21 protein-coding genes are annotated in these 20,563 nt (G+C 46.0%); 13 read left to right on the forward strand and 8 right to left on the reverse strand.

Annotated elements, in window-relative coordinates:
* Window positions 1-35 precede the first annotated feature (35 nt).
* Window positions 36-614, reverse strand: coding sequence for a 3'-5' exonuclease (locus tag LX69_RS12795; protein WP_245935017.1), 579 nt, complete (start codon window positions 612-614; stop codon window positions 36-38).
* Between the two features lie 2 nt (window positions 615-616).
* The gene (locus LX69_RS12800; RefSeq protein ID WP_111446446.1) at window positions 617-1,261 is read right to left on the reverse strand and encodes a DUF5063 domain-containing protein; all 645 of its coding nucleotides are present in this window, start codon (window positions 1,259-1,261) and stop codon (window positions 617-619) included.
* A gap of 519 nt (window positions 1,262-1,780) precedes the next feature.
* On the opposite strand from LX69_RS12800, the gene LX69_RS12810 reads away from it, so the two are divergent.
* From LX69_RS12810 to LX69_RS12845, 8 genes are all read left to right on the forward strand, one after another.
* The gene (locus LX69_RS12810; RefSeq protein WP_111446448.1) at window positions 1,781-2,389 is read left to right on the forward strand and encodes a V-type ATP synthase subunit E family protein; all 609 of its coding nucleotides are present in this window, start codon (window positions 1,781-1,783) and stop codon (window positions 2,387-2,389) included.
* Between the two features lie 3 nt (window positions 2,390-2,392).
* On the forward strand, window positions 2,393-3,256 hold the full coding sequence (locus LX69_RS12815; RefSeq protein ID WP_111446449.1) for a DUF2764 family protein: 864 nt from the start codon (window positions 2,393-2,395) through the stop codon (window positions 3,254-3,256).
* Entirely contained in the window at window positions 3,246-5,012 is a 1,767-nt protein-coding gene (locus LX69_RS12820) for a V-type ATP synthase subunit A (RefSeq protein WP_111446470.1), read from the forward strand. Before LX69_RS12815 ends, LX69_RS12820 begins: the two co-directional genes overlap by 11 nt.
* Before the next feature lie 25 nt (window positions 5,013-5,037).
* Window positions 5,038-6,387, forward strand: coding sequence for a V-type ATP synthase subunit B (locus LX69_RS12825; protein WP_111446450.1), 1,350 nt, complete (start codon window positions 5,038-5,040; stop codon window positions 6,385-6,387).
* A gap of 33 nt (window positions 6,388-6,420) precedes the next feature.
* Window positions 6,421-7,023, forward strand: coding sequence for a V-type ATP synthase subunit D (locus tag LX69_RS12830; RefSeq protein WP_111446451.1), 603 nt, complete (start codon window positions 6,421-6,423; stop codon window positions 7,021-7,023).
* An 8-nt stretch (window positions 7,024-7,031) separates the two neighbouring features.
* A complete protein-coding gene (locus tag LX69_RS12835) occupies window positions 7,032-8,828 on the forward strand; it encodes a V-type ATP synthase subunit I (RefSeq protein ID WP_170124386.1) in 1,797 nt (598 codons plus the stop codon).
* A gap of 21 nt (window positions 8,829-8,849) precedes the next feature.
* On the forward strand, window positions 8,850-9,305 hold the full coding sequence (locus LX69_RS12840) for a V-type ATP synthase subunit K (RefSeq protein WP_111446453.1): 456 nt from the start codon (window positions 8,850-8,852) through the stop codon (window positions 9,303-9,305).
* A 199-nt stretch (window positions 9,306-9,504) separates the two neighbouring features.
* Window positions 9,505-9,885: a hypothetical protein gene (locus tag LX69_RS12845; RefSeq protein WP_170124387.1), complete on the forward strand. Its 381-nt coding sequence runs from the start codon at window positions 9,505-9,507 to the stop codon at window positions 9,883-9,885.
* A 1-nt stretch (window position 9,886) separates the two neighbouring features.
* On the opposite strand, the gene rsgA is transcribed toward LX69_RS12845, so the two are convergent.
* Entirely contained in the window at window positions 9,887-10,954 is a 1,068-nt protein-coding gene (gene rsgA, locus LX69_RS12850; protein WP_111446455.1) for a ribosome small subunit-dependent GTPase A, read from the reverse strand.
* 347 nt (window positions 10,955-11,301) lie between these two features.
* On the opposite strand from rsgA, the gene LX69_RS12855 reads away from it, so the two are divergent.
* Window positions 11,302-12,135, forward strand: a complete 834-nt coding sequence (locus LX69_RS12855) for a universal stress protein (RefSeq protein ID WP_111446456.1) — start codon at window positions 11,302-11,304, stop codon at window positions 12,133-12,135.
* 1 nt (window position 12,136) lies between these two features.
* Here LX69_RS12855 and LX69_RS12860 read toward each other — a convergent pair whose 3' ends face one another.
* Together LX69_RS12860 and LX69_RS12865 are read right to left on the reverse strand one after the other, a co-directional pair.
* Window positions 12,137-13,630 (reverse strand): peptide MFS transporter, encoded by a 1,494-nt coding sequence (locus LX69_RS12860; RefSeq protein ID WP_111446457.1) that lies wholly within the window; start codon window positions 13,628-13,630, stop codon window positions 12,137-12,139.
* Window positions 13,631-13,685: 55 nt separating this feature from the next.
* On the reverse strand, window positions 13,686-13,880 hold the full coding sequence (locus LX69_RS12865) for a hypothetical protein (protein WP_111446458.1): 195 nt from the start codon (window positions 13,878-13,880) through the stop codon (window positions 13,686-13,688).
* 338 nt (window positions 13,881-14,218) lie between these two features.
* On the opposite strand from LX69_RS12865, the gene nrfH reads away from it, so the two are divergent.
* Genes nrfH through ccsA form a run of 4 tightly spaced genes read left to right on the forward strand, consistent with a single transcriptional unit; the run spans window position 14,219 to window position 18,329 of the window.
* Window positions 14,219-14,800, forward strand: a complete 582-nt coding sequence (gene nrfH / locus LX69_RS12870) for a cytochrome c nitrite reductase small subunit (protein ID WP_111446459.1) — start codon at window positions 14,219-14,221, stop codon at window positions 14,798-14,800.
* A gap of 13 nt (window positions 14,801-14,813) precedes the next feature.
* Window positions 14,814-16,313 carry an ammonia-forming cytochrome c nitrite reductase gene (gene nrfA, locus LX69_RS12875; RefSeq protein WP_111446460.1) on the forward strand — a complete coding sequence of 500 codons (1,500 nt, stop codon included), beginning with the start codon at window positions 14,814-14,816 and terminating at the stop codon, window positions 16,311-16,313.
* A complete protein-coding gene (locus LX69_RS12880; protein WP_111446461.1) occupies window positions 16,313-17,563 on the forward strand; it encodes a cytochrome c biogenesis protein ResB in 1,251 nt (416 codons plus the stop codon). The genes nrfA and LX69_RS12880 overlap by 1 nt, the downstream gene beginning before the upstream one ends.
* On the forward strand, window positions 17,550-18,329 hold the full coding sequence (ccsA, locus tag LX69_RS12885; protein ID WP_111446462.1) for a cytochrome c biogenesis protein CcsA: 780 nt from the start codon (window positions 17,550-17,552) through the stop codon (window positions 18,327-18,329). The genes LX69_RS12880 and ccsA overlap by 14 nt, the downstream gene beginning before the upstream one ends.
* A gap of 101 nt (window positions 18,330-18,430) precedes the next feature.
* Here the strand turns inward: ccsA and LX69_RS12890 are convergent, their stop codons facing one another.
* From LX69_RS12890 to LX69_RS12900, 3 genes are all read right to left on the reverse strand, one after another.
* Window positions 18,431-19,030, reverse strand: coding sequence for an HPP family protein (locus tag LX69_RS12890; protein WP_111446463.1), 600 nt, complete (start codon window positions 19,028-19,030; stop codon window positions 18,431-18,433).
* A gap of 127 nt (window positions 19,031-19,157) precedes the next feature.
* Window positions 19,158-19,496, reverse strand: coding sequence for a hypothetical protein (locus LX69_RS12895; protein WP_111446464.1), 339 nt, complete (start codon window positions 19,494-19,496; stop codon window positions 19,158-19,160).
* Between the two features lie 61 nt (window positions 19,497-19,557).
* Entirely contained in the window at window positions 19,558-20,475 is a 918-nt protein-coding gene (locus tag LX69_RS12900; RefSeq protein WP_111446465.1) for an IS1595 family transposase, read from the reverse strand.
* Window positions 20,476-20,563 lie beyond the last annotated feature (88 nt).

Genomic DNA, 20,563 nt, shown 5'->3' on the forward strand with positions numbered 1-20,563 from the left:
ATGGTCAATATGTAATGAGTTGAAGGCTTAAAATTTTAATTTTTTGATGTCAAATGGTTATGAATTTGGAGCGAGACCCAGGCATCTGTTGCAGCATAAACGATTTGTGAGGAAGTTAACTCTTCAGCATCCCAATTGGTGAGGCGCTGACGCTTTGAAATGCGGATGCCCAACAACACACCTGCCAGTTTCTTCAGACTTGAATCCTTATATCCCAAATCATGCGCAACATCCTGAATTTCAATAAAACCGGATGGTGTAAACGGCGTTCTTTTTTGCAACGCTCTTAAATCGTCACGAACAGCCACCCCAACTTTTAATATTTGAGGATGCTCAAGCAGTTGCACCAATGCGGGAAACAAACCGGTTCTGTTAATGCGAAACAGATAAGCAACATCAGGCGTTGACAACTGAAGCAATGCCACTTTATTCATCTCACCCTTTTTGAAGGATGGTTTTGTTTCTGTATCAAAGCCCAAAACAGGCTGAGTAATCAATTGATTGACGGCAGCCTTGCCATGTTCAACAGAATCAATCACCACTACGGGGCCATTGAACTGATCGATGGGCAAAAGCCGCAATTCTTCGTCAGTGATGGTTTTCTCTATATTCATAATCAATCCAAGGGAAGGTCGCTATCCAGATTCCACTGTTGGCGGCGTTGAGTAAATATCCAATTATCTGTTTGGCGTTCCGGCTCGTGTTCATCCATCGGAGCGTCGCTTTCATCATCTTCAAGAGGCTCATCACCGTAGTTCACGTTATGAAGTGCCCTCATACAATTGACAGCTTTCTGCCCCCAATAAGTTTCGAAGTTATTGACCAACTCATACAATGCATCATTCATCAGCTCGGTGACCCCGGTTTTAAAAACTTCCAGGAAGTCTTTCACATCCTGATAAATATCCGTCAAATCTTCGGCCATGAAAGCAGCAACAGGCGTATCGGCACGTTGAATATCGGGCGTAAACACCTCCAGGTACACATTATGAGCACCTAACTGTTGTTCCAAAACAGTTTTAACGGTTTCGTACCAAGACTCAGTTACCGACTTCTCAACCATATCATCCAGCACTTGCTCAGGCTTTGGTAGCACCACCGCCTTTAAATAAAGCAACGGCAACATACGCAAAGCCACTTTAAAAAAGTCTTTGCGGGAATAGTCTTCGGCATGCTCCAAAAAATGACAATATTCACGACCAACCGTCACAAATTCAATCACATTCTTTGAATACACCAAATGATCAAACGTCTCGTCCATAAATTAACTCAAACAAATCAAATAATCCGTAAAAACTTCATGCATCGACAAAAAACGGTCATGCATCACCCATTTATTACGAATTGCAAAAGTAGTAAAAAATGAAAGACAAGAGGAAACCTATTTATGGCAACACATTGCAATCACAAAAACACAATCTTTTGAAAACTAATGACACTTGCGCAAAGCCAAATCCCTTGCCACAATTAGCCTACAACGAAAACCGGCTTAAAAAAGTACTTCTCTTTTCAAAAACCATTGACTTTAATTAACTTTTTTTGAAAAATACACACACTTGTTATTACGCTAAAAACTCCAAACACCTGATTTACTACCACATTCACCCACTTTTGCAACTGTTAATTTCGATGAAATTTCATCACTTTTTCTTACAAAAACACCAAAAACACGAAACATCAAACGTCGAAGGCATTTGGAAACTGATTTTTAAAAACTAATTTCACATAACCCAATCTACAAAATTCATCGAACAGAAGACAATAATAAAACCATACGTTTATGCAAAACAAATTGCAGGAACTCACCGACCGCATTTACACCGAAGGGGTTCAGAAAGCAAAAGACGAAGCTCAAAAAATTATCGACAAAGCCAACGAACAGGCGGCTGCCATTGTGACATCGGCCAAAACCGAAGCTGAACGAACGATTCAGAAAGCCACCCACGATGCCGACGAACACAAACGCAACGTCGAAAGCGAGGTCAAAATGGCTACCGAACAAGCCTTGAATGCGCTCAAACAACAAATGTCCGAAATGGTCACTTTGCAAGTGGTTAAACCATCGGTCACAAAACTGTTCGATGACAAAGCATTTCTTCAGGATCTTATCATCAAAGTAGTGGCCGACTGGCAAAAATCGGGCAACACAAACTTAGACATCATGTTATCCGATAAAGATAAGGAGCTGCTTGAAACTTCATTAAAAAACAGCTTGGGGCAACACCTTCACAAAGGAGTTCAACTCACATTCAGTAAGCAAATCAATGCCGGGTTTAAAGTAAGCCCTCAGGGTGAAAACTACCAAATCGGGTTCACCGACAATGACTTCATCAATTATCTGAAAACCTATCTGCGCCCCAAAACCGCTAAATTATTGTTTGAAAAGTAAAGGATGCAGATGTTTGAACGTCACTATTACTGTTTAATCGCCGGATTGCCCGATTTGGTTCTCAACGACAAAAAATCGTTGCCATTTCAGGACGTCCGTGAGATGCTGAATCGCGACCTCCACCCCTCCGATCGGGTGCTGTGCGACCAGCTCTGTCTCCCTTTCGATCATCTGAACATCGTCAATGCCTTGTTCCATCCCGAAAAAGCCTTTCATCCCATGGCTCTTTTCCACAAGGAATTGATTGATCTGCTCATCGACAAAAAGGAGATCGAAAACCCATTGCGCCAAGCGTTTCCCGATTATATTCAATCAACGCTGGATCAATGGTTCACAGCCACTGACCCCATGCACGAAAAGCAGGTCATCATGGCCTTGCAAAACGGCTATTACCGGATGTTATCGCAAAGCTCCAATGCCTTCATGAATAACTGGAGCGAATTCGACAGCAACCTGCGCAATGTGATGGCAGCCCTTAACGGCCGCAAGTACAATTTGGCTTTCGATGACGATTTAATTGGCGACAATGAGATAACCGAAGCCCTGAAAAAAAACCGCTCACGCGATTTCGGACTCTCATCGCTCATCCCCGGATTGGATGCCTGGATTCAACTTCACGAAAATACCAACCTGGTAGATCGGGAGTTGCAACTAGATACCCTACGATGGAAATTCATTGATGACGCAACGTTTTTCAATTATTTCACCATCGAAAAAGTTCTGGCATTTCTGCTCAAAATCATGATCATTGAGCGATGGATGGTTCTCGACAGCGCCCGAGGACGTGAGTTGTTCAACCGCCTGCTGCAAGAGTTGCAAGCCGGCTATGAAATACCTGATGAATTTAAAGTGCGACATGGAAAATAATCATAAAACAACCGGCAAAGTAGCCGGTATCATTGCCAACCTGGTAATTGTAGAAACCAACGGCCCGGTATCGCAAAACGAGATTTGTTTCATTCAGCATCAAGGGGTACCTCTGATGGCCGAAGTCATTAAAATATTAGGTCGAAATGCCTATGTGCAGGTTTTTGAAAGCACCCGAGGGCTAAAATGCGGCACCGAAGTGATTTTTGAAGGGCACATGCTTGAAGTGACCCTGGGCCCCGGCATTCTGTCGAAAAACTACGACGGACTCCAAAACGACCTCGACAAAATGGATGGCGTGTTTTTGCGCCGCGGCGAATACACCGACCCTCTGGATCGAGACAAACGTTGGAATTTCACACCCATTGCCAAGCCTGGCGACCAAGTGAGCGCCGGCGACTGGCTCGGCGAAGTGTCTGAAAACGGCATGCCCCACAAAATCATGGTTCCATTTAAAATGACTGGCAATTACACCGTTAAATCGGTCACCCCGGCCGGCCAACACAAAGTGGACGATACCATTGCCACGATCACCGACGAAAATGGCCACGCCCACAAAATCACCATGGTGCAAAAATGGCCGGTGAAAATGGCCATCCGCCAATACAAAGAAAAACCGCGCCCATTTAAACTGCTCGAAACCGGCGTTCGTTGCATCGATACGCTCAACCCTATCACCGAAGGGGGAACGGGCTTCATTCCCGGGCCTTTTGGAACGGGCAAAACGGTGTTGCAACATGCCATCTCCAAACAAGCAGAAGCCGACATCGTGATTATTGCCGCATGTGGGGAACGAGCCAATGAAGTGGTGGAAGTGTTCACCGAATTCCCCGAACTAGAAGACCCCCGAACCGGGAAAAAACTCATTGAGCGCACCACCATCATCGCCAACACCTCCAACATGCCGGTTGCTGCGCGTGAAGCATCGGTGTACACAGCCATGACCCTGGGGGAATATTACCGCAACATGGGTCTGCGTGTGCTACTGATGGCCGACTCCACATCACGATGGGCACAAGCGCTGCGCGAGATGTCGAATCGATTGGAAGAACTTCCCGGCCCCGATGCTTTCCCCATGGACTTGTCGGCCATTGTGTCGAACTTTTACAGCCGCGCCGGATATGTCATCTTAAATAATGGAGTCAGCGGATCCATCACCTTCATTGGAACCGTGTCGCCTGCCGGGGGTAACCTCAAGGAACCTGTCACCGAATCGACCCGCAAAGCAGCCCGTTGTTTTTACGGACTTTCACAGGCACGTGCCGACAGTAAACGCTATCCGGCCATCGATGCCATCGACAGCTATTCAAAATACCTTGAATACCCTGAAGTACAGTCATATCTCGATCACCACGTTGGCGACACATGGCTAACTAACGTGATCAAATCAAAAGATATCCTTCTGCGAGGGAAAGAAGCCCGCGAACAAATCAACATCCTTGGCGATGACGGGGTGCCCTTGGAATTCCACGAGCGCTTTTGGAAATCGGAGCTCATCGACTTTGTCATTCTTCAACAAGATGCTTTTGATAAAATCGATGCATCAACGCCCATGGAGCGTCAAAAATACATGCTCGAGAAGGTGTTGGAAGTGGCCGATGCATCGTTCGACTTCGACAACTTTGAAGAAGTGGGCAGTTATTTCAAACAGATCATCAACCAGTTTAAGCAAATCAATTATGCCGAGTTCAACAGTGAGAAATTCAATGCTTACATGACCGAACTCAACACAATGATTCAATCACACTTAAACTAATTTGCGGATCACAAACCAAGCAATTATGGAAACTCAGGCTTTTCAAAAGATATACACAAAAATCAACAACATCACCAAAGCCACCGTTAGCCTCAAGGCCGCCAACGTGGGTTATGACGAACTGGCACTCGTACACGGACGACTGGGACAGGTGGTGAAAATCATGGGTGATGACGTGATTCTTCAGGTGTTTTCGGGCACCGAAGGCATTCCCACCAACGCAGAGGTGGTGTTTCTGTCGCGCCCTCCACAATTGAAAGTGAGCGAGCAGTTGGCCGGACGTTTTTTCAATGCCTTTGGCGACCCCATCGATGGAGGCCCGGAAGTGGAAGGCGAAACACGCGACATAGGCAGCCCGTCGGTAAACCCGGTGCGTCGCATGCAACCATCGCACCTCATTGCCACCGGCATTGCGGGCATCGACCTGAACAACACGCTGGTGACCGGCCAAAAAATCCCATTTTTTGCCGACCCCGATCAACCATACAACCAGGTGATGGCCAGCGTGGCGCTTCGTGCACAGGCCGACAAAATCATCCTGGGGGGCATGGGACTCTCAAACGATGACTACCTCTACTTTAAAAACGTGTTCGACAATGCCGGAGCCCTCAACCGCATCGTCAGCTTTGTGAACACCACCGACAACCCGCCCGTCGAACGCCTCCTGGTGCCCGACATGGCACTGACGGCTGCCGAATATTTTGCGGTGGATAAAAATGAAAAAGTACTGGTGCTGCTCACCGACATGACCCTGTATGCCGATGCTCTCAGTATTGTGTCGAACCGAATGGATCAGATTCCTTCAAAAGACAGCATGCCCGGTTCACTTTATTCCGACCTGGCGCGCATCTACGAAAAAGCGGTTCAGTTCCCATCGGGAGGCTCCATCACCATTGTGGCCGTTACCACCCTTTCGGGCGGCGACATCACCCATGCCATCCCCGATAACACAGGTTACATTACCGAAGGTCAGCTCTTCCTGCGCCGCGATTCAGACATCGGAAAGGTCATTGTCGATCCCTTCCGAAGCCTCTCTCGCTTGAAGCAGTTGGTGATTGGCAAGCAAACCCGCAAAGACCACCCGCAGGTGATGAACGCAGCCATCCGCTTGTATGCCGATGCAGCCAACGCACGCACCAAACTTGAAAACGGCTTTGACCTGACAGACTACGATGAGCGCACACTCGAGTTCGCCAAAGCCTATTCGGAACAAATCCTGGCCATCGACCTCAACATCGACACCAAAATGATGCTCGACGTAAGCTGGCAACTCTTCCGCACACACTTTAACAAAGCCGAAGTAGGCATTAAGCAAGAGTTTGTGGATATGTACTGGGATGAACAGCGAGTGATTGACCTGAATATGAACGAATAATGGCCACTATCGGCTCAATAAACCCATTGAACAATGGCCATTAACTTTCAATACAACAAAACAGCCCAACAGACGCTCGAAAAGCAACTGAAGGTACGGGAGCGGGCACTGCCGACACTTAAAAACAAAGAGTCGGCACTCCGGATGGAGGTGAAACGTGCCAAAGACCGTTCACAGGAACTGGACAGTCTCATGGCCGAGAAATTGGTACAATATGACGACATGGTGCAATTGTGGGGCGAATTCGACACCAATCTGGTTCGGGTCAAAGACGTGACCCTTTCGGTGAAGAAAATTGCCGGCGTACGCACCCCTGTACTCGAAGGCATTGAGTTCGATACAGCTCCGTTCAGCCTCACAACCAGCCCCGTGTGGGTACCGGCCGGTATCGCCATCATCAGTGAGCTGGCAAAAACAGGCATCGAAAAAGAGGTGTTTCGCCAAAAAATGATGCTGCTCGATTTTGCTCGTAAAAAAACCACCCAAAAGGTGAACCTTTACGAAAAAGTGCAAATACCCGGCTACCAGGATGCCATCTTAAAAATCAAACGTTTTCTCGAAGATGAGGAGAACCTCTCCAAATCAGCACAGAAAATCGTCAAAAACCGTCAACAACAAATGGAGGAAGCATCATGATAGTGCCCATGAATAAATACGCGTTTCTCATTCACCCGGCCGATTACGACCGGTTTATGGGTGATTTGAAACAGCTGGGCGTGCTTCACATCATTGAACACGACCGCGAACCAACTGCTGCCATGCAGGAGGCCATGCGCAAAACCAAGGAAATCGTTCGTTTGACCAAAGCTTTTGAAAGCAAAAAGCCTGAAGAAGAAACTCCGGCCAACGTATTTACCGATGGTGAAGCGATTCTGCAAGCCTTTCAAAACGCCTCGCAAGTCATTGAAATGGAAAAGCAGCGCATCGTTCAACTGCAAAAAGAACTGGCATTGCTGGCACCGTGGGGTAGTTTTGAACGCGACAACCTCACCCGTCTGCACGACATGGGGCTGAAAACATGCTTTTATTCGGCTTCGACACATCGATTCAGAGAAGAATGGCTAGATCAATACCCGCTCGAAATCATCAACGAAACGGATGACAAACGATTTTTCGTCATTGTGGCACCCGCCCATTTATCCATCGAATTGCCCGAAGCCGACGAATTACGTTTGCCCGACAAAAGCATTGATGACGTGAATTCGCAAATTGCGCAAGCACAAGCGACCATCGATGGGAAGATGGCTGAACAAGCACAACTGGCCAATGGAGGCGCCGCAGTGTTGCGTCAATATGCGGCAGGCTTGCAAAATGAATTTGCAACCAACCATGCACAATTACACACGCTCGACGAAGCCGAAGGAAACATACGCTTGATAGAAGGCTGGGTACCGACCGATGCAGATACACGCTTGCAGAACCTGCTGGATAAAAGCGACATCCTGTGGTTACGAGGCGAAAAAGTAACTCCTGACGAAAAGCCACCCATCTTGCTGCGCAACAACTGGTTTAGCAAACTGTTTGAACCCATCGGGAAACTTTACAGCCTTCCCGGCTATGGTGAGATGGACTTAACCCCCTTCTTTGCGCCATTTTTCATGATGTTTTTTGGCTTTTGCTTTGGCGATGCAGGCTATGGATTGTTGCTGGTTTTGGCCGGACTAATTGTGCGTCCGCGCCTGGCAGCCGAATACAAGCCGATGGCCACACTCATGATTTTTCTTTCGCTGGCAGCCGTCCTGTTCGGCTCCATCACGGGAACGTTCTTTGGTGCCAAGCTCACCGATTTTGATGCCTTGAAAAACCTCAAGCAATACATGCTCGATGACCAACAGATGTTCAATCTGGCACTGGGCTTAGGCGTGGTTCAAATTGTTTTTGGCATGATGGTGAAGGTTTTCAATATCAGTCGACAAAATGGTTTCAAATATTCATTTTCAACCATTGGATGGATTCTGGTCATCGTGTCGTCCATTGCCATGTACGCCCTCGACATGGCCGATGCCGAAAAAGGATGGATGCTGGGGCGCCTGCACATGATTGTATTAGGTGTTGCAGGACTAGGCATTTTCGTATTTAACGATCCTCGCCGCAACATCCTCATCAACGTAGGCGCCGGACTTTGGGACAGCTACAACATGGTGACAGGTATTGCAGGTGATGTGCTCTCGTACATCCGACTGTTTGCACTGGGACTTTCCAGCGGGATTTTAGGAATGGTATTTAACCAGCTGGCATTCAATCTATCGCCCGACGTACCTGTATTGGGTCAAATCATCACCGCACTTATTCTTATTTTTGGCCACTCGCTCAACATTTTCATGGCCGTACTGGGGTCGTTCGTTCACCCCATGCGCTTAACTTTTGTTGAATTTTATAAAAACGCAGGCTTTAACGGTGGCGGAAAAGCCTATTCACCTTTCAAAAAAATTAGTCAATAACCTTTTAATAAATTAAAAAACATGACACCTATTGTATTTGCGTATATCGGAGTTGGATTGATGCTGGCCCTTTCGGGAATCGGCAGTGCCTATGGCGTAAGTATCGCCGGTAATGCCGCCATCGGGGCGCTTAGAAAAAATAGCGACGCATTCGGTAATTATCTTGTATTGAGCGCCCTTCCCGGAACACAGGGTCTTTACGGATTTGGCGGTTTCTTTATTTTCAACAACATGGTGGGCATCCTCACCGAACAAATTACCTGGTTACAAGCAGCAGGCGTTTTTGGTGCCGGGATGGCGCTGGGACTTTTAGGTCTGTTCTCAGCCATCCGCCAAGGACAAATTTGCGCCAACGGAATCTCAGGCATCGGCTCTGGTTATGACGTGTTCGGGAACACCCTCATTTTGGCAGTATTCCCCGAGTTGTATGCCATCCTTGGTTTTGCAGCCACCTTTATGATTGGCACATCGCTTTAAACATTCGTCATCTATTGATACGAATTGACAAGCAAAAGCCCTTCGTTGCTCAAATAACGTGACCGAAAACAGGGCTTTGCTCTTGAAATAATACCGGAATCTTTGTAGATTCCGGTATTATTTCTTTATTGCGGAAAGGTATGATTTTTGATAGCAGAGAAAAAAACACGAACAATCATCCATTTTCGTTACCATGATCATGAAAAAGAAACCCATCGATATCACCGGCGTGTGGCACTTTCGCGAAGACTTCGGCTATGGGGTTGACGAAGGGGAAATGACCATTCGCCAAAACGGTCAAAAAATCACCGGCTCCATGGTTTACGAAGAACGCATCGAAGGCGATGTCCCCTTTGTGGTTTGCGTAGACATCGAAGGTTTTTTAATTGGTGAACAGGTCAAATTCAAAGCGGTGGGCTATGAACTCTTTGATGTGGAAGGCGATTGGGAATTCAACCTCGAAGACCGCATCGGCTGGATTTATGACAACGAGCAAATACGCGGCAGCAGCATCGACGAAGACGGCATAGAGGGGCAATTTATCATGCGCCGAAAATATGCCATCAAAGAGCAATCGTAATTCACGGAAGCTCATCGAACCGCCGTTTGTCTTTCAACACCTGCTTAACCATCTTCCCAAATTTCTTGTTCCCTTTCCGCTTTTCATGCAACGTTTGCTGATAATGATGCTTTTCCCGCTCCAGTCTCAGATAATTCTCATAGGCCTGACGGCTAATATCTCCATTCTCAAGAGCCTGTAGTACGGCACATCCTTTTTCGTGTCGATGCGTACAATCACGAAACCGGCATTGACGAACCAAGTCGGCAATCTCACGAAATGTCTGCTCCACACCATCACCACCATCAGAAATCCCCACTTCGCGCATTCCGGGATTGTCAATCAACACACCCCCGCCGGGCAGCACCACCAACTCACGATGTGTGGTCATGTGCCGACCTTTTTGCGTAGAATCACTAATGGTGAGTGTCTTCATCCATTCGGCTCCGGCAAGTCGGTTTAACAACGTGGATTTGCCAACTCCCGAAGAACCCAATAAACAACAGGTCATCTCGGGCAATATCATAGCCCTGATTTGTTCGTAACCTGTGCCGTTCAGGCTGCTGAACGGAATAATTGTCAACTCGGGCAACCTGTTATGCAATTGTTGGATCATGTCGTCAGACAAAGCCGTATCAGCCAGGTCTATTTTGCTCAACAGCACCACGGGGCGAATGCCTTCGGCTAAACAAAGCGCCACAAAACGCTCCACGCGATTGATATTGAAATCGTGCCCCACCGCTGTGACAATAAACGCTAAATCGAGATTCGCGGCCACCGGCTGCAACTGCCCATATTGCCCTACGGCCAAACGGGTAAGCACATTTTTTCGGGGATAAACGGCATGTATCATATCAAGCTCATCGTGGTGCGAAACAGCCACCCAATCACCCACTGCCGGAAAACCGTTCGATGACTCCGCCAAATAACGAAAAGCCCCGGTCACTTCGGCCAAATGCTCGCCAGTTTCGGATGCCACCACATACCGATCGCGATGCTGCACAATAACGCGCCCCACATCAAACGTAGAATAATGAGACCGATAGCGCTCAATTTCGACATTGTAGCCTAACCTTTCTAATTGAGTCATAGTTTGGAATTTGATAATCGACAAAAAAAACTGAGGTGATAAGTTCATTATCTGACACATGAGGCCATCTTGCTTAAGAAATAAAAAAAATCATTTTCTCATTATTGAAACTTAGCTAAGTCACAATTTAGCAAAAATCAAAAGGCCGGATAAAAAAAAGGCGCACGAACATACACCAAAAACAAAGGAAAGAGTCGAAAGGTGACCATCAAATAAAAAAATTGGAAAAAACACTGAAATGACGTAATTTAATAGTGTAAAAACATGGTTCATCGCCCCTTAAGGGTGTCTCTCATTGTGTAATCTCAAAGCGACTTAATCATTGTCAAACACCAAAATAAACCGCCATGAAACGAATCATGCTACTGACCGATTTTTCGGACACGGCGCGCAATGCTGCCTTATACGCTTTAAAGATGTTCGAAAAGGAAAACATGACATTTTACCTGATGAACGCCTACGACCTGGAATTCAGTGGCAGTCCATACGTGGTTCAGATTCAGAAAGAACTGGAAGAAGAGAGCATGAAAGCCCTCAATGACGAATACGACATTTTGCACCGCCGTTTTCCTGAAGCAAAAATTGAACTCCTCTCCCTCTTTGGCTCGCTCATCGAGGTCATCAACAAAGAACTCACTGAAAACGCTTACGACCTCATCGTGCTGGGATGTCGGGGCGAATCGGCACTTGAAAATTTTTTACTGGGGAGCCGCGCTTATGAAGTCATCAAAAACATTGAAGCGCCCATCTTTGTCATCCCCAAGCACGCCAAATACAGCAAGCCCGAAACCATTGCCTTTGCTACCGACTTGCATGACTTTGAGGACGACCGCATGATTGACCCCATCCGCGACATTGCACACATGCTCCATGCGCCATTGCTTTTTGTTAACGTGCTGGATGAAGAAGATTATTTGAACCGCATTGAATGCGAAGAGAAAATTGCCGAGCACTTCCCCGGCATCAATGTGTCGTTCAATTTCATCGAAGATGAAGACATCGTAAAAGGCATCAACAACTTCATGGAAGAAAACGAAGCCGGCATCGTGGCCATGGTGCGTCACAACGCGGGCATGTTCGAACGACTGTTTCATCCAAGCATTACCCGACAAATGGTGATGCATCCCGAATACCCAATGCTGATATTACATGACCACGGTAAAACAAAAAACGCAAAATAAATCACTTCACCTCTTGCATCAATCGCTTGATGCCCTTTGATGCAACAATGAGAATGAGCCCCATGACAAGAGCGTAGATGGCCAGATTTTGATAGCCTTGCGTATAGGATATAAGCTTCTCCGACTGCGTAGCATTATCATGTACCAAGGCCATGCCTGCCCCCAAAATACCGGCCACATATTGCCCATAAGCACTGGCCAAAAACCACATGCCCATCATCACACCCTGCAGGGGTTTAGGGGAAAGTTTGGTCATAATAGACAACCCGATGGGCGACAGACACAATTCGGCAAAAGTCATCACAAAATAGGCCAGCGTAAAGATTTCGAGCGAAGTAAGTCCGGCTTCATTGGCAAAAAATCGGGTGGTGTAAAGAATGAAAAACGACAACCCTAAAAAGAGAAATCCCAATCCAAATTTGACCACTGTATTGGGCTCACGCCGATGTTTTGCCAACCACAACCATCCTAAACCCAAAAGGGGCGCAAACAAAATCACGAACAAGGCATTGGACGAATTATTCACCCCATTGGGGTCGAGACGTAAACCAAAAAAGGTATCGTGCAAGTTATTGGCAGCAAACAAAGCCAGCGAACCGCCACTCTGTTCAAAGAATGCCCAAAACACGATGGATGAAAGAATGAACACCAATGCGGCAGCCAATTTCTTATTCTCAGCAGCCGAATAGCGGGTCATCTCAAACAAGAGATAAACCAATGTGGCCGGACCAATGAGATACATAAACCAATCGGTGTAACGCGTATGAGCCACCATGAAGACGATAAGCGGAATGACGGCCAAGGACAATAAGTAAACCGATACTTCGCGCCATCGACGCATCGGGATAGGTGCTCCTGATTCATCGAACCTCTGAGGCATTAAACCAATGGGACCCAGCTGCTTTTTGGTAATTAAAAAGGTAACCAAACTGATAGTCATTACAATGGCTGCTAAACCAAAAGCCAGGTTCCAAGAGTACGACTTACCAATCCAGACACACAAATATCCACCAAGCATGGCACCCAAATTGATGCCGGCATAAAACATCGAAAACCCTGCATCACGTCGAGAATCATTGTCTTTATACAACTGTCCCACCATGGTCGAAATGTTGGGTTTGAAAAAGCCGGTTCCAACAATGGTAAAACCAATGCCAACAAAAAAGAAAGCCTTAGGATTGGTAGCCAGGATGATACTGCCCAAAATCATCAACAACGCCCCCCATACAAGTGACTTCCGAAAACCAAGAATCTTATCGGCCAGCAATCCTCCAATGAACGTGAAGGCGTACACAAAAGCCTGGGTGGCGCCATATTGCAATTGCGCCTCATCGTCGCGCATCAGCAGTTGTTGCACCATAAAATAGGCCAACATGCCACGCATGCCGTAAAACGAAAAGCGTTCCCACATCTCGGAAAAGAAAAGTGACCAAAGTTGACGTGGATATTTGCCCTTGAAATTCTGAATTTCGCTGAGCGTAGGAGTTTTTATCATTGAATGATGGTTTTTTTCATGATTCGGTTGGCAAACAGGCCGCCAATAAATGGTGTTAGATAAACCAACCCCAGATAGGTACCATAAATATCTGACTTTTAATGGGGAGCAAAGCCCATCCCCCCTTATGAAGGGCATCGAGCATATAAAGCGAAAAAATACCCAACATGAGATAATAACCGAAACGCTCCCACATTTCGGTAAAAAAAAGCACCCATAACTCTTGGGGGTGTTTGCGAACTGGCTCCATCGTAGTTTTGATTATTAAGCTTTCACACACAACATACCATCAATGAAAACTTCATTCATGGCATGAATATGCAAAAATAGAAATTAAGGGGTCTTAACAAGACATGTAAAAAGCCAAATAGACATTTTAAAAAAAATATCATGAAAAAAGTTGTTCCTGCAAAAACGGAAAAAATGATGACTTGCTAGAACACGACAGCGAACCACAAAATTGGATTTAAAACAAACTATTCCTTTTCTAAAAAAAATTCATAACTTGAACATTCAAAACGGACAAAGCGAAAAGCAACCCCAAACGAAGAACCAACAGCAAAACACGCAAGCTAACCCGTCAATCAAATGAAAAACCCCTTCACTATACTACCCCGGCAGTTTATTGTTCCGCTCATTTTATTGGGGGGCATTGCCACCGGCCTTGGTGCTTACACCATATACATGTCGCGGGCACACAGCTATGTATCAGACGATCCCACGGCCTGCATCAACTGCCATATCATGACACCTTATTATCAATCGTGGCAGCACAGCTCGCACGGCAAACAAACCCATTGCAACGACTGCCACGTCCCGCAGGACAACGTTTTTAACAAATACGCATTCAAGGCCATGGATGGCTTGTACCATTCGGCCGTTTTTACCATGAAAGCAGAACCACAGGTGATACGCCCTCGTGATGCCAGCAAAAACGTGATTATGAACAACTGCATTCGTTGCCACTCGCAGTTGAACACCGAATTTGTAAAAACCGGAATGATTGCGTACACCCAAGTGAAGGCAGGCATGGGAAAAGCGTGTTGGGATTGCCACCGGGATGTACCGCACACAGTGGTGAGCAACCTTTCATCGGCACCCAACGTGGTGGCTCCCTTGCCTAAATCGCCCGTGCCGGGATGGTTGAAAAAAATGATGACTAACAACTAATCGAAATCATACAATGTTACGAAAACTAACCGAATCAATCAGACGCAAACCCATTTTGGGATGGGCTTTGTTTACCGTCGTTATGGTGGCAGTATTTTTACTGGGACTCTTGGCCGCTTCCATCACCGAGCGGAGAGCCGAAATCGCCACGCTCTACAATAACAAGAGAATTGCGATTTCGGGGATCAATGCCAAAAACGAAGAGTGGGGTATCAATTATCCTCGCGAATACAACACCTGGAAGAAAACCAAGGAGATGAATTTCAAAAGCAAACATTTGGGCAACACGCCCGAAGATGTGCTTGAACATCGTCCTGAAATGGTGGTGCTATGGGCCGGATATGCATTTGCCCGCGACTACTCGGCGCCTCGTGGACACATGCACGCGGTGGAAGACGTGACCCACACGCTGCGCACCGGCACCCCCGACGAAACCCATAAAGACATGCAACCATCGACCTGCTGGACTTGTAAAAGCCCCGATGTGCCCCGCCGAATGATGGAAGTCGGCATCGAAGCCTTTTACAAAGCCGCCTGGAGCGCCAACGGAGCAGAAATTGTCAATCCAATTGGCTGTGCCGATTGCCACGACCCGCAAACCATGCATCTGACCATTACCCGTCCGGCACTCATTGAAGCCTTTGAACGACAAGGGCGCAAGATTTCGGAGGCCACACCACAACAAATGCGGTCGCTGGTTTGCGCGCAATGCCATGTTGAATACTATTTTAAAGGAGAAGGCAAGTACCTAACCTTCCCATGGGATGGCGGATTCACGGTTGAAACAATGGAAGCCTATTACGATACCATGAGCTACAGCGACTGGACACATGCACTGAGCCGAGCCCCGATGCTAAAAGCCCAGCACCCGGACTACGAACTTTTTCTCCTCGGCCCTCACTCTCAACGCGGACTGGGATGTGCCGACTGCCACATGCCTTACAAAGCTGAAGGTGGCATCAAATACAGCGACCATCAAATCATGAGCCCGCTAAAAAATATATCTTCGACTTGTCAAACCTGTCACCGCGACAGCGAAGATAATTTGCGCAACTATGTTTACACTTATCAGGACAAAGCACTGGAAATACGCAACCGCATAGAACAAGAACTAAGCAAGGCACACATCATGGCCAGAACAGCCTGGGACAATGGCGCCTCCGATGCCAATATGCAACAAGCCCTGCAACTGATTAGGCAAGCTCAATGGCGATGGGACTTCGCAGTCGCATCTCACGGCGGTGCTTTCCATGCCCCCGTTGAAACACAACGCATATTGGCACACAGCCTTGATCGATCGCTGCAAGCACAACTGGAATTGCAAAAAGTGCTATTTTCACTTGGCGTAACCGACATACAACTCCCCGATATTTCCACCAAATCCAAAGCACAGGAATACATTGGACTGGACATGAAAACCTTAAGGACAGAAAAAGACAACTGGCTTAAAACCACACTGCCCGCCTGGCTCGAAAAAGCCAAATCAGAAGGCAAAATTGTTTCATCATTATAATGACATCAATCAATAAAAGAAAATTCTGGCAGTCACCATGGGGATATCCCGAAAGCATTGCGGTGACTGCCGGCATCATTGCCATTGGCATTATCCTACAACTCACGGTCGGCTCCTTTAATTTTTACCTGCTGGCGTTCCCGTCCAATCTCATCATTGCCGGTCTGCTGACTGCCGCCTGTGTAACAATGGGGTTCAAAGCTCCCAACAACCATTGGGTTCGATGGCTGTCGGGGGTTAGCATGGCAGTCTCATTGCTCATGGGGTTATTGATTTTAGGTATCATCATGGGCTTTACTCCCCAACAAGCCGACGAAACGGCGACCAATTCCAAACCTGGGTTCGACATCATGACGCGATCGTGGCCATTTGTGCTCATCTACAGCCTCACGTTACTATCCCTTGGCACACTCAACGCACGGCGACTCATCGCATTTCGGTGGCGCGACTATGCTTTTTACCTGAACCACATTGGTCTCTGGCTGCTCTTAATGGCCTCGGGACTAGGTTATGCCGACATGGAACGCTACGTGATGTACGTCAGGGAAGGGGAAACAGAATGGCGCGTTTACGATGACGAAAACAACATCAGGGAGTTGCCTTTGGCCATTGAACTAAAGGATTTTGACATGGATGTTTATCCGCCACGACTGGCCATCATCGACCGTCACAACGGGCAAGTGCTCCCCTTTGAGAATCCGCAGTTCTTTGCCATCGATACAGATACACCAACAGGAGTACTTGCGGGTTGGACCATCCAATTGGAACAATACATTCACCAAGCCGTCCGTAACAGCGACAGCACCTATCGCGAAGTTCCCATGCCGGGGGCATCGCCGGCCGTGCTGGTTCGGGCATATAACGATTCCCTGCTACGCAAAGGATGGGTGTGTGCAGGCAATCAGACACAAATGGTGATGACACTTTCGCTCGATGACCATCACAGCCTGGTGATGACAACCGCCGAACCACGTAGTTTTGAATCGGACATCGTGGTGTACACAAAGGATGGCAAACAAAAGTCGGCACTTCTGCGCGTGAACCATCCCGTGAGCGTGGGTGCCTGGACCATTTATCAATATGGTTATGACAACAACGCCGGACGTTTGTCTGCGTTCAGCAGCTTTGAACTGGTATATGATCCGTGGTTGATGCCGGTGATTGCAGGCATCATCATGATGATGCTGGGGTCGGTGTGCATGTTGTGGATTGGCCGAAAAGTAAAGACAACAAAACATGACTTGGAATAACTTTATATGGTTTGCTCTGCCGGCCATGGCATGCTGGTGCGGTGCCGGAACAACAATTTATCACAAGCGGGGAAGCACACCCGCCAACTGGCTGATGTTATTGGGCATTGCCATTTTTGCAGTGTTCATTATCGGTTTTTGGATGCACTTAGAACGACCACCATTACGCACCATGGGTGAAACACGGTTGTGGTACTCGTTCTTCCTCTCGTCGGTGGGATATGTGGCATACCGCCGCTGGCGCTATCCGTGGTTACTGAGCTTCTCGGCTGTGGTGGCAACAGTGTTTGTGCTGATGAACCTGATGAAACCCGAAATCCACTCCAAGAGTCTAATGCCGGCCTTGCAAAGCAATTGGTTTGTGCCACATGTCACCTCCTACATTTTGTCGTATGCCATGCTGGGAGCGGCCACCATCGGAGCCATCATTCAACTGAACCGACCGCAAGGTTACGCCCCCGGCATCTTCGACCTCATCGACAACCTGATATATATTGGATATGGATTCCTGATGCTTGGCCTTTTGATGGGCGCATTATGGGCAAAAGCAGCATGGGGGCATTACTGGTCGTGGGATCCTAAAGAAACATGGGCCTTCATTACCGCAACAGCCTATGTGGCATACATTCACATCAGACTTCGCAAAGGAACTGCATCTGAAACATTTGCATTGTGGATGTTGCCGGTTGCATTTGTGCTACTAATAATTACCTGGCTGGGGGTAAAATATTTGCCGGCTGCACAGGGAAGCATTCATGTCTATTAAACAGGAGATTGGAATGAGTCAAGTTTTACACAACCAGAAGGATGAACATAAAAAGAATATCTAATCCGTTAAACTCAAATACAATTGAACATTAAACAACCTCACGAATACCTCCTAAAATAATTCCTCATCCATCGCATCCGTTTAATGCCATTGCCTACCGGATAGCGGTACAACCCACTCATATTATTAAACACGATGGCAACAACCAATAAAATCAACGCACCTGTAAACACCGGGAATACCACGTAACCATATCCCAAAGCCTGAATCCGATCACCGCCAATCACGGCAATCAAAGCCGTAGCACCTCCGGGGGGATGTAACGTTTTGGTGAGTTGCATCAACACGATGGATCCGGCTACGGCCAACGGTGCTGACAACCAAATGATATCAGGCACAAAACGCCCAATAGAAACCCCCAGTAACGCAGAAACAACATGACCGCCAAGCAAATTACGAGGTTGAGCCAATGGACTTTGACAAGCACCATAAACCAACACACTCGACGCACCAAACGATCCGATTAAAAACACATTATCAAGTTGCCGAAATAATAAACTCTGCAAAAAAGCAATCAGCCCGATCCCCAAAAAAGCGCCAATAAAGGACCAGAAAAATGTTTTAAAATCAACCATCGTTTCACGATACACCACATACCGAGAAATACGCCATCCACGAGTTACGCGCTTTAAAACCATCACAACAAATTAATTGGATTTTTAGGCTTTAATATCTTTGGAATTGCCCATTTAGAGTTAGTTGATATTACATGAAAGAATATGTATATTACTATCAATACACACTCAATGGATATTCATTGTAAAATTAGTCTTTGATTACCTTAAATAAGGGACTATTAATGCCTTGTTGTTTAAATAGATATGTCACGCTAAAGCTATCTTCTTCATCAACATCATACGAAAATTCCAATGTTAAATTACCTGTACTTTTATCTTCGGAAAGCGTACCAGTATCATAAACATGGTCAAGACTGAAATATTGAATACCTGTAATTTTTTTCAGTTCTTGTTCAGCAGCTTTGCATATGGCCTTAATTTCAGGTGACACCACTGAAATATCACTAAAATCATACTTTGATAAATTTATATCAAATTTATCTTGATTAAAATTTTCAAACAATTTTATGTATTTTAATTTCTTCATATACTACGTTTTTTGTAGTATATATTGAAATCAAAATGTCATTTTTTGTAAATATTTAGGCTTAAACGGCACATGGAATTAATTTCTTTGGAAATGGTTGGTGAGCAATACCTTTAAGAATAGCCGAATGAAAGTGAGTTTCTTTCCACTGACTTCTATTGATTCTGAAACAGAACTCATTCAAATATGATTCTATGTGTTCATGTGAAGATTTGTGATAAACACCACGAATCCATGATTTGAATTGTTGAATCATTCGATTCATCGGGTTATTGTTCTTTTTCATTCCTGATTTATCCTCAATCATATCATAATCACCATCCATTCGGTTGTAGCCTTTCCAACCATCTGTAATGACTTCTGTACCTAATGCAATGTGTTTATCAAATATTCTTCGTAGTTCTTTACCTGAGTAATTCTTGATTTTCAATCCATAGACTCGTTTGATTCCATTACGTTTCGTGGCTTCAACCACCATAACGATTTTGCGTTTCTTTGCATCATTGCTTCGTCCTGTTTTACCCCCTTCATATTCACCAACGACAAATTCATCAACATAAACCACTGAATCACCGCCATCATTATCTACTGGATAATCCCCACTTGATTTAAGGCTTTCACGGTATTTACGCATGAATAACCATGCAGTTTTTCTATTGATGTCGTATTTTCTTGCCATCTGTAAAGCAGAAAGAGATTTAGTCGTTGTAGCCATTTCAAAGACAATGTGAAATGCAGTCCTCAATGGAAATTTGATATTATGAAATATTGTATGTGCCGTTGCAGAATGTGGTCTTAAACAATGCTTACATATCTTAGTAAAAGGTTCGCTTGGACTATTCCATGCATCATTATGACTACATTTTGTGCAGGTAAAGCCTTCTTTCCATTTGTAGTATGCAAGATATTCTCTACAATCATTATCAGTCTTAAATCGCTCTTGAAACTGAAATAAACTCATGCCTTTGAAGATGTCCATAGCTGTATCCTTTTATTTGATACAAATATAAATTATAATCAACTAATTTGCAACATTTATTTCACTAACATTATGTGGGCAATTCCAA

This window comes from Breznakibacter xylanolyticus (assembly GCF_003254275.1).
GTDB classification, from domain to species: Bacteria; Bacteroidota; Bacteroidia; order Bacteroidales; family Marinilabiliaceae; genus Breznakibacter; species Breznakibacter xylanolyticus.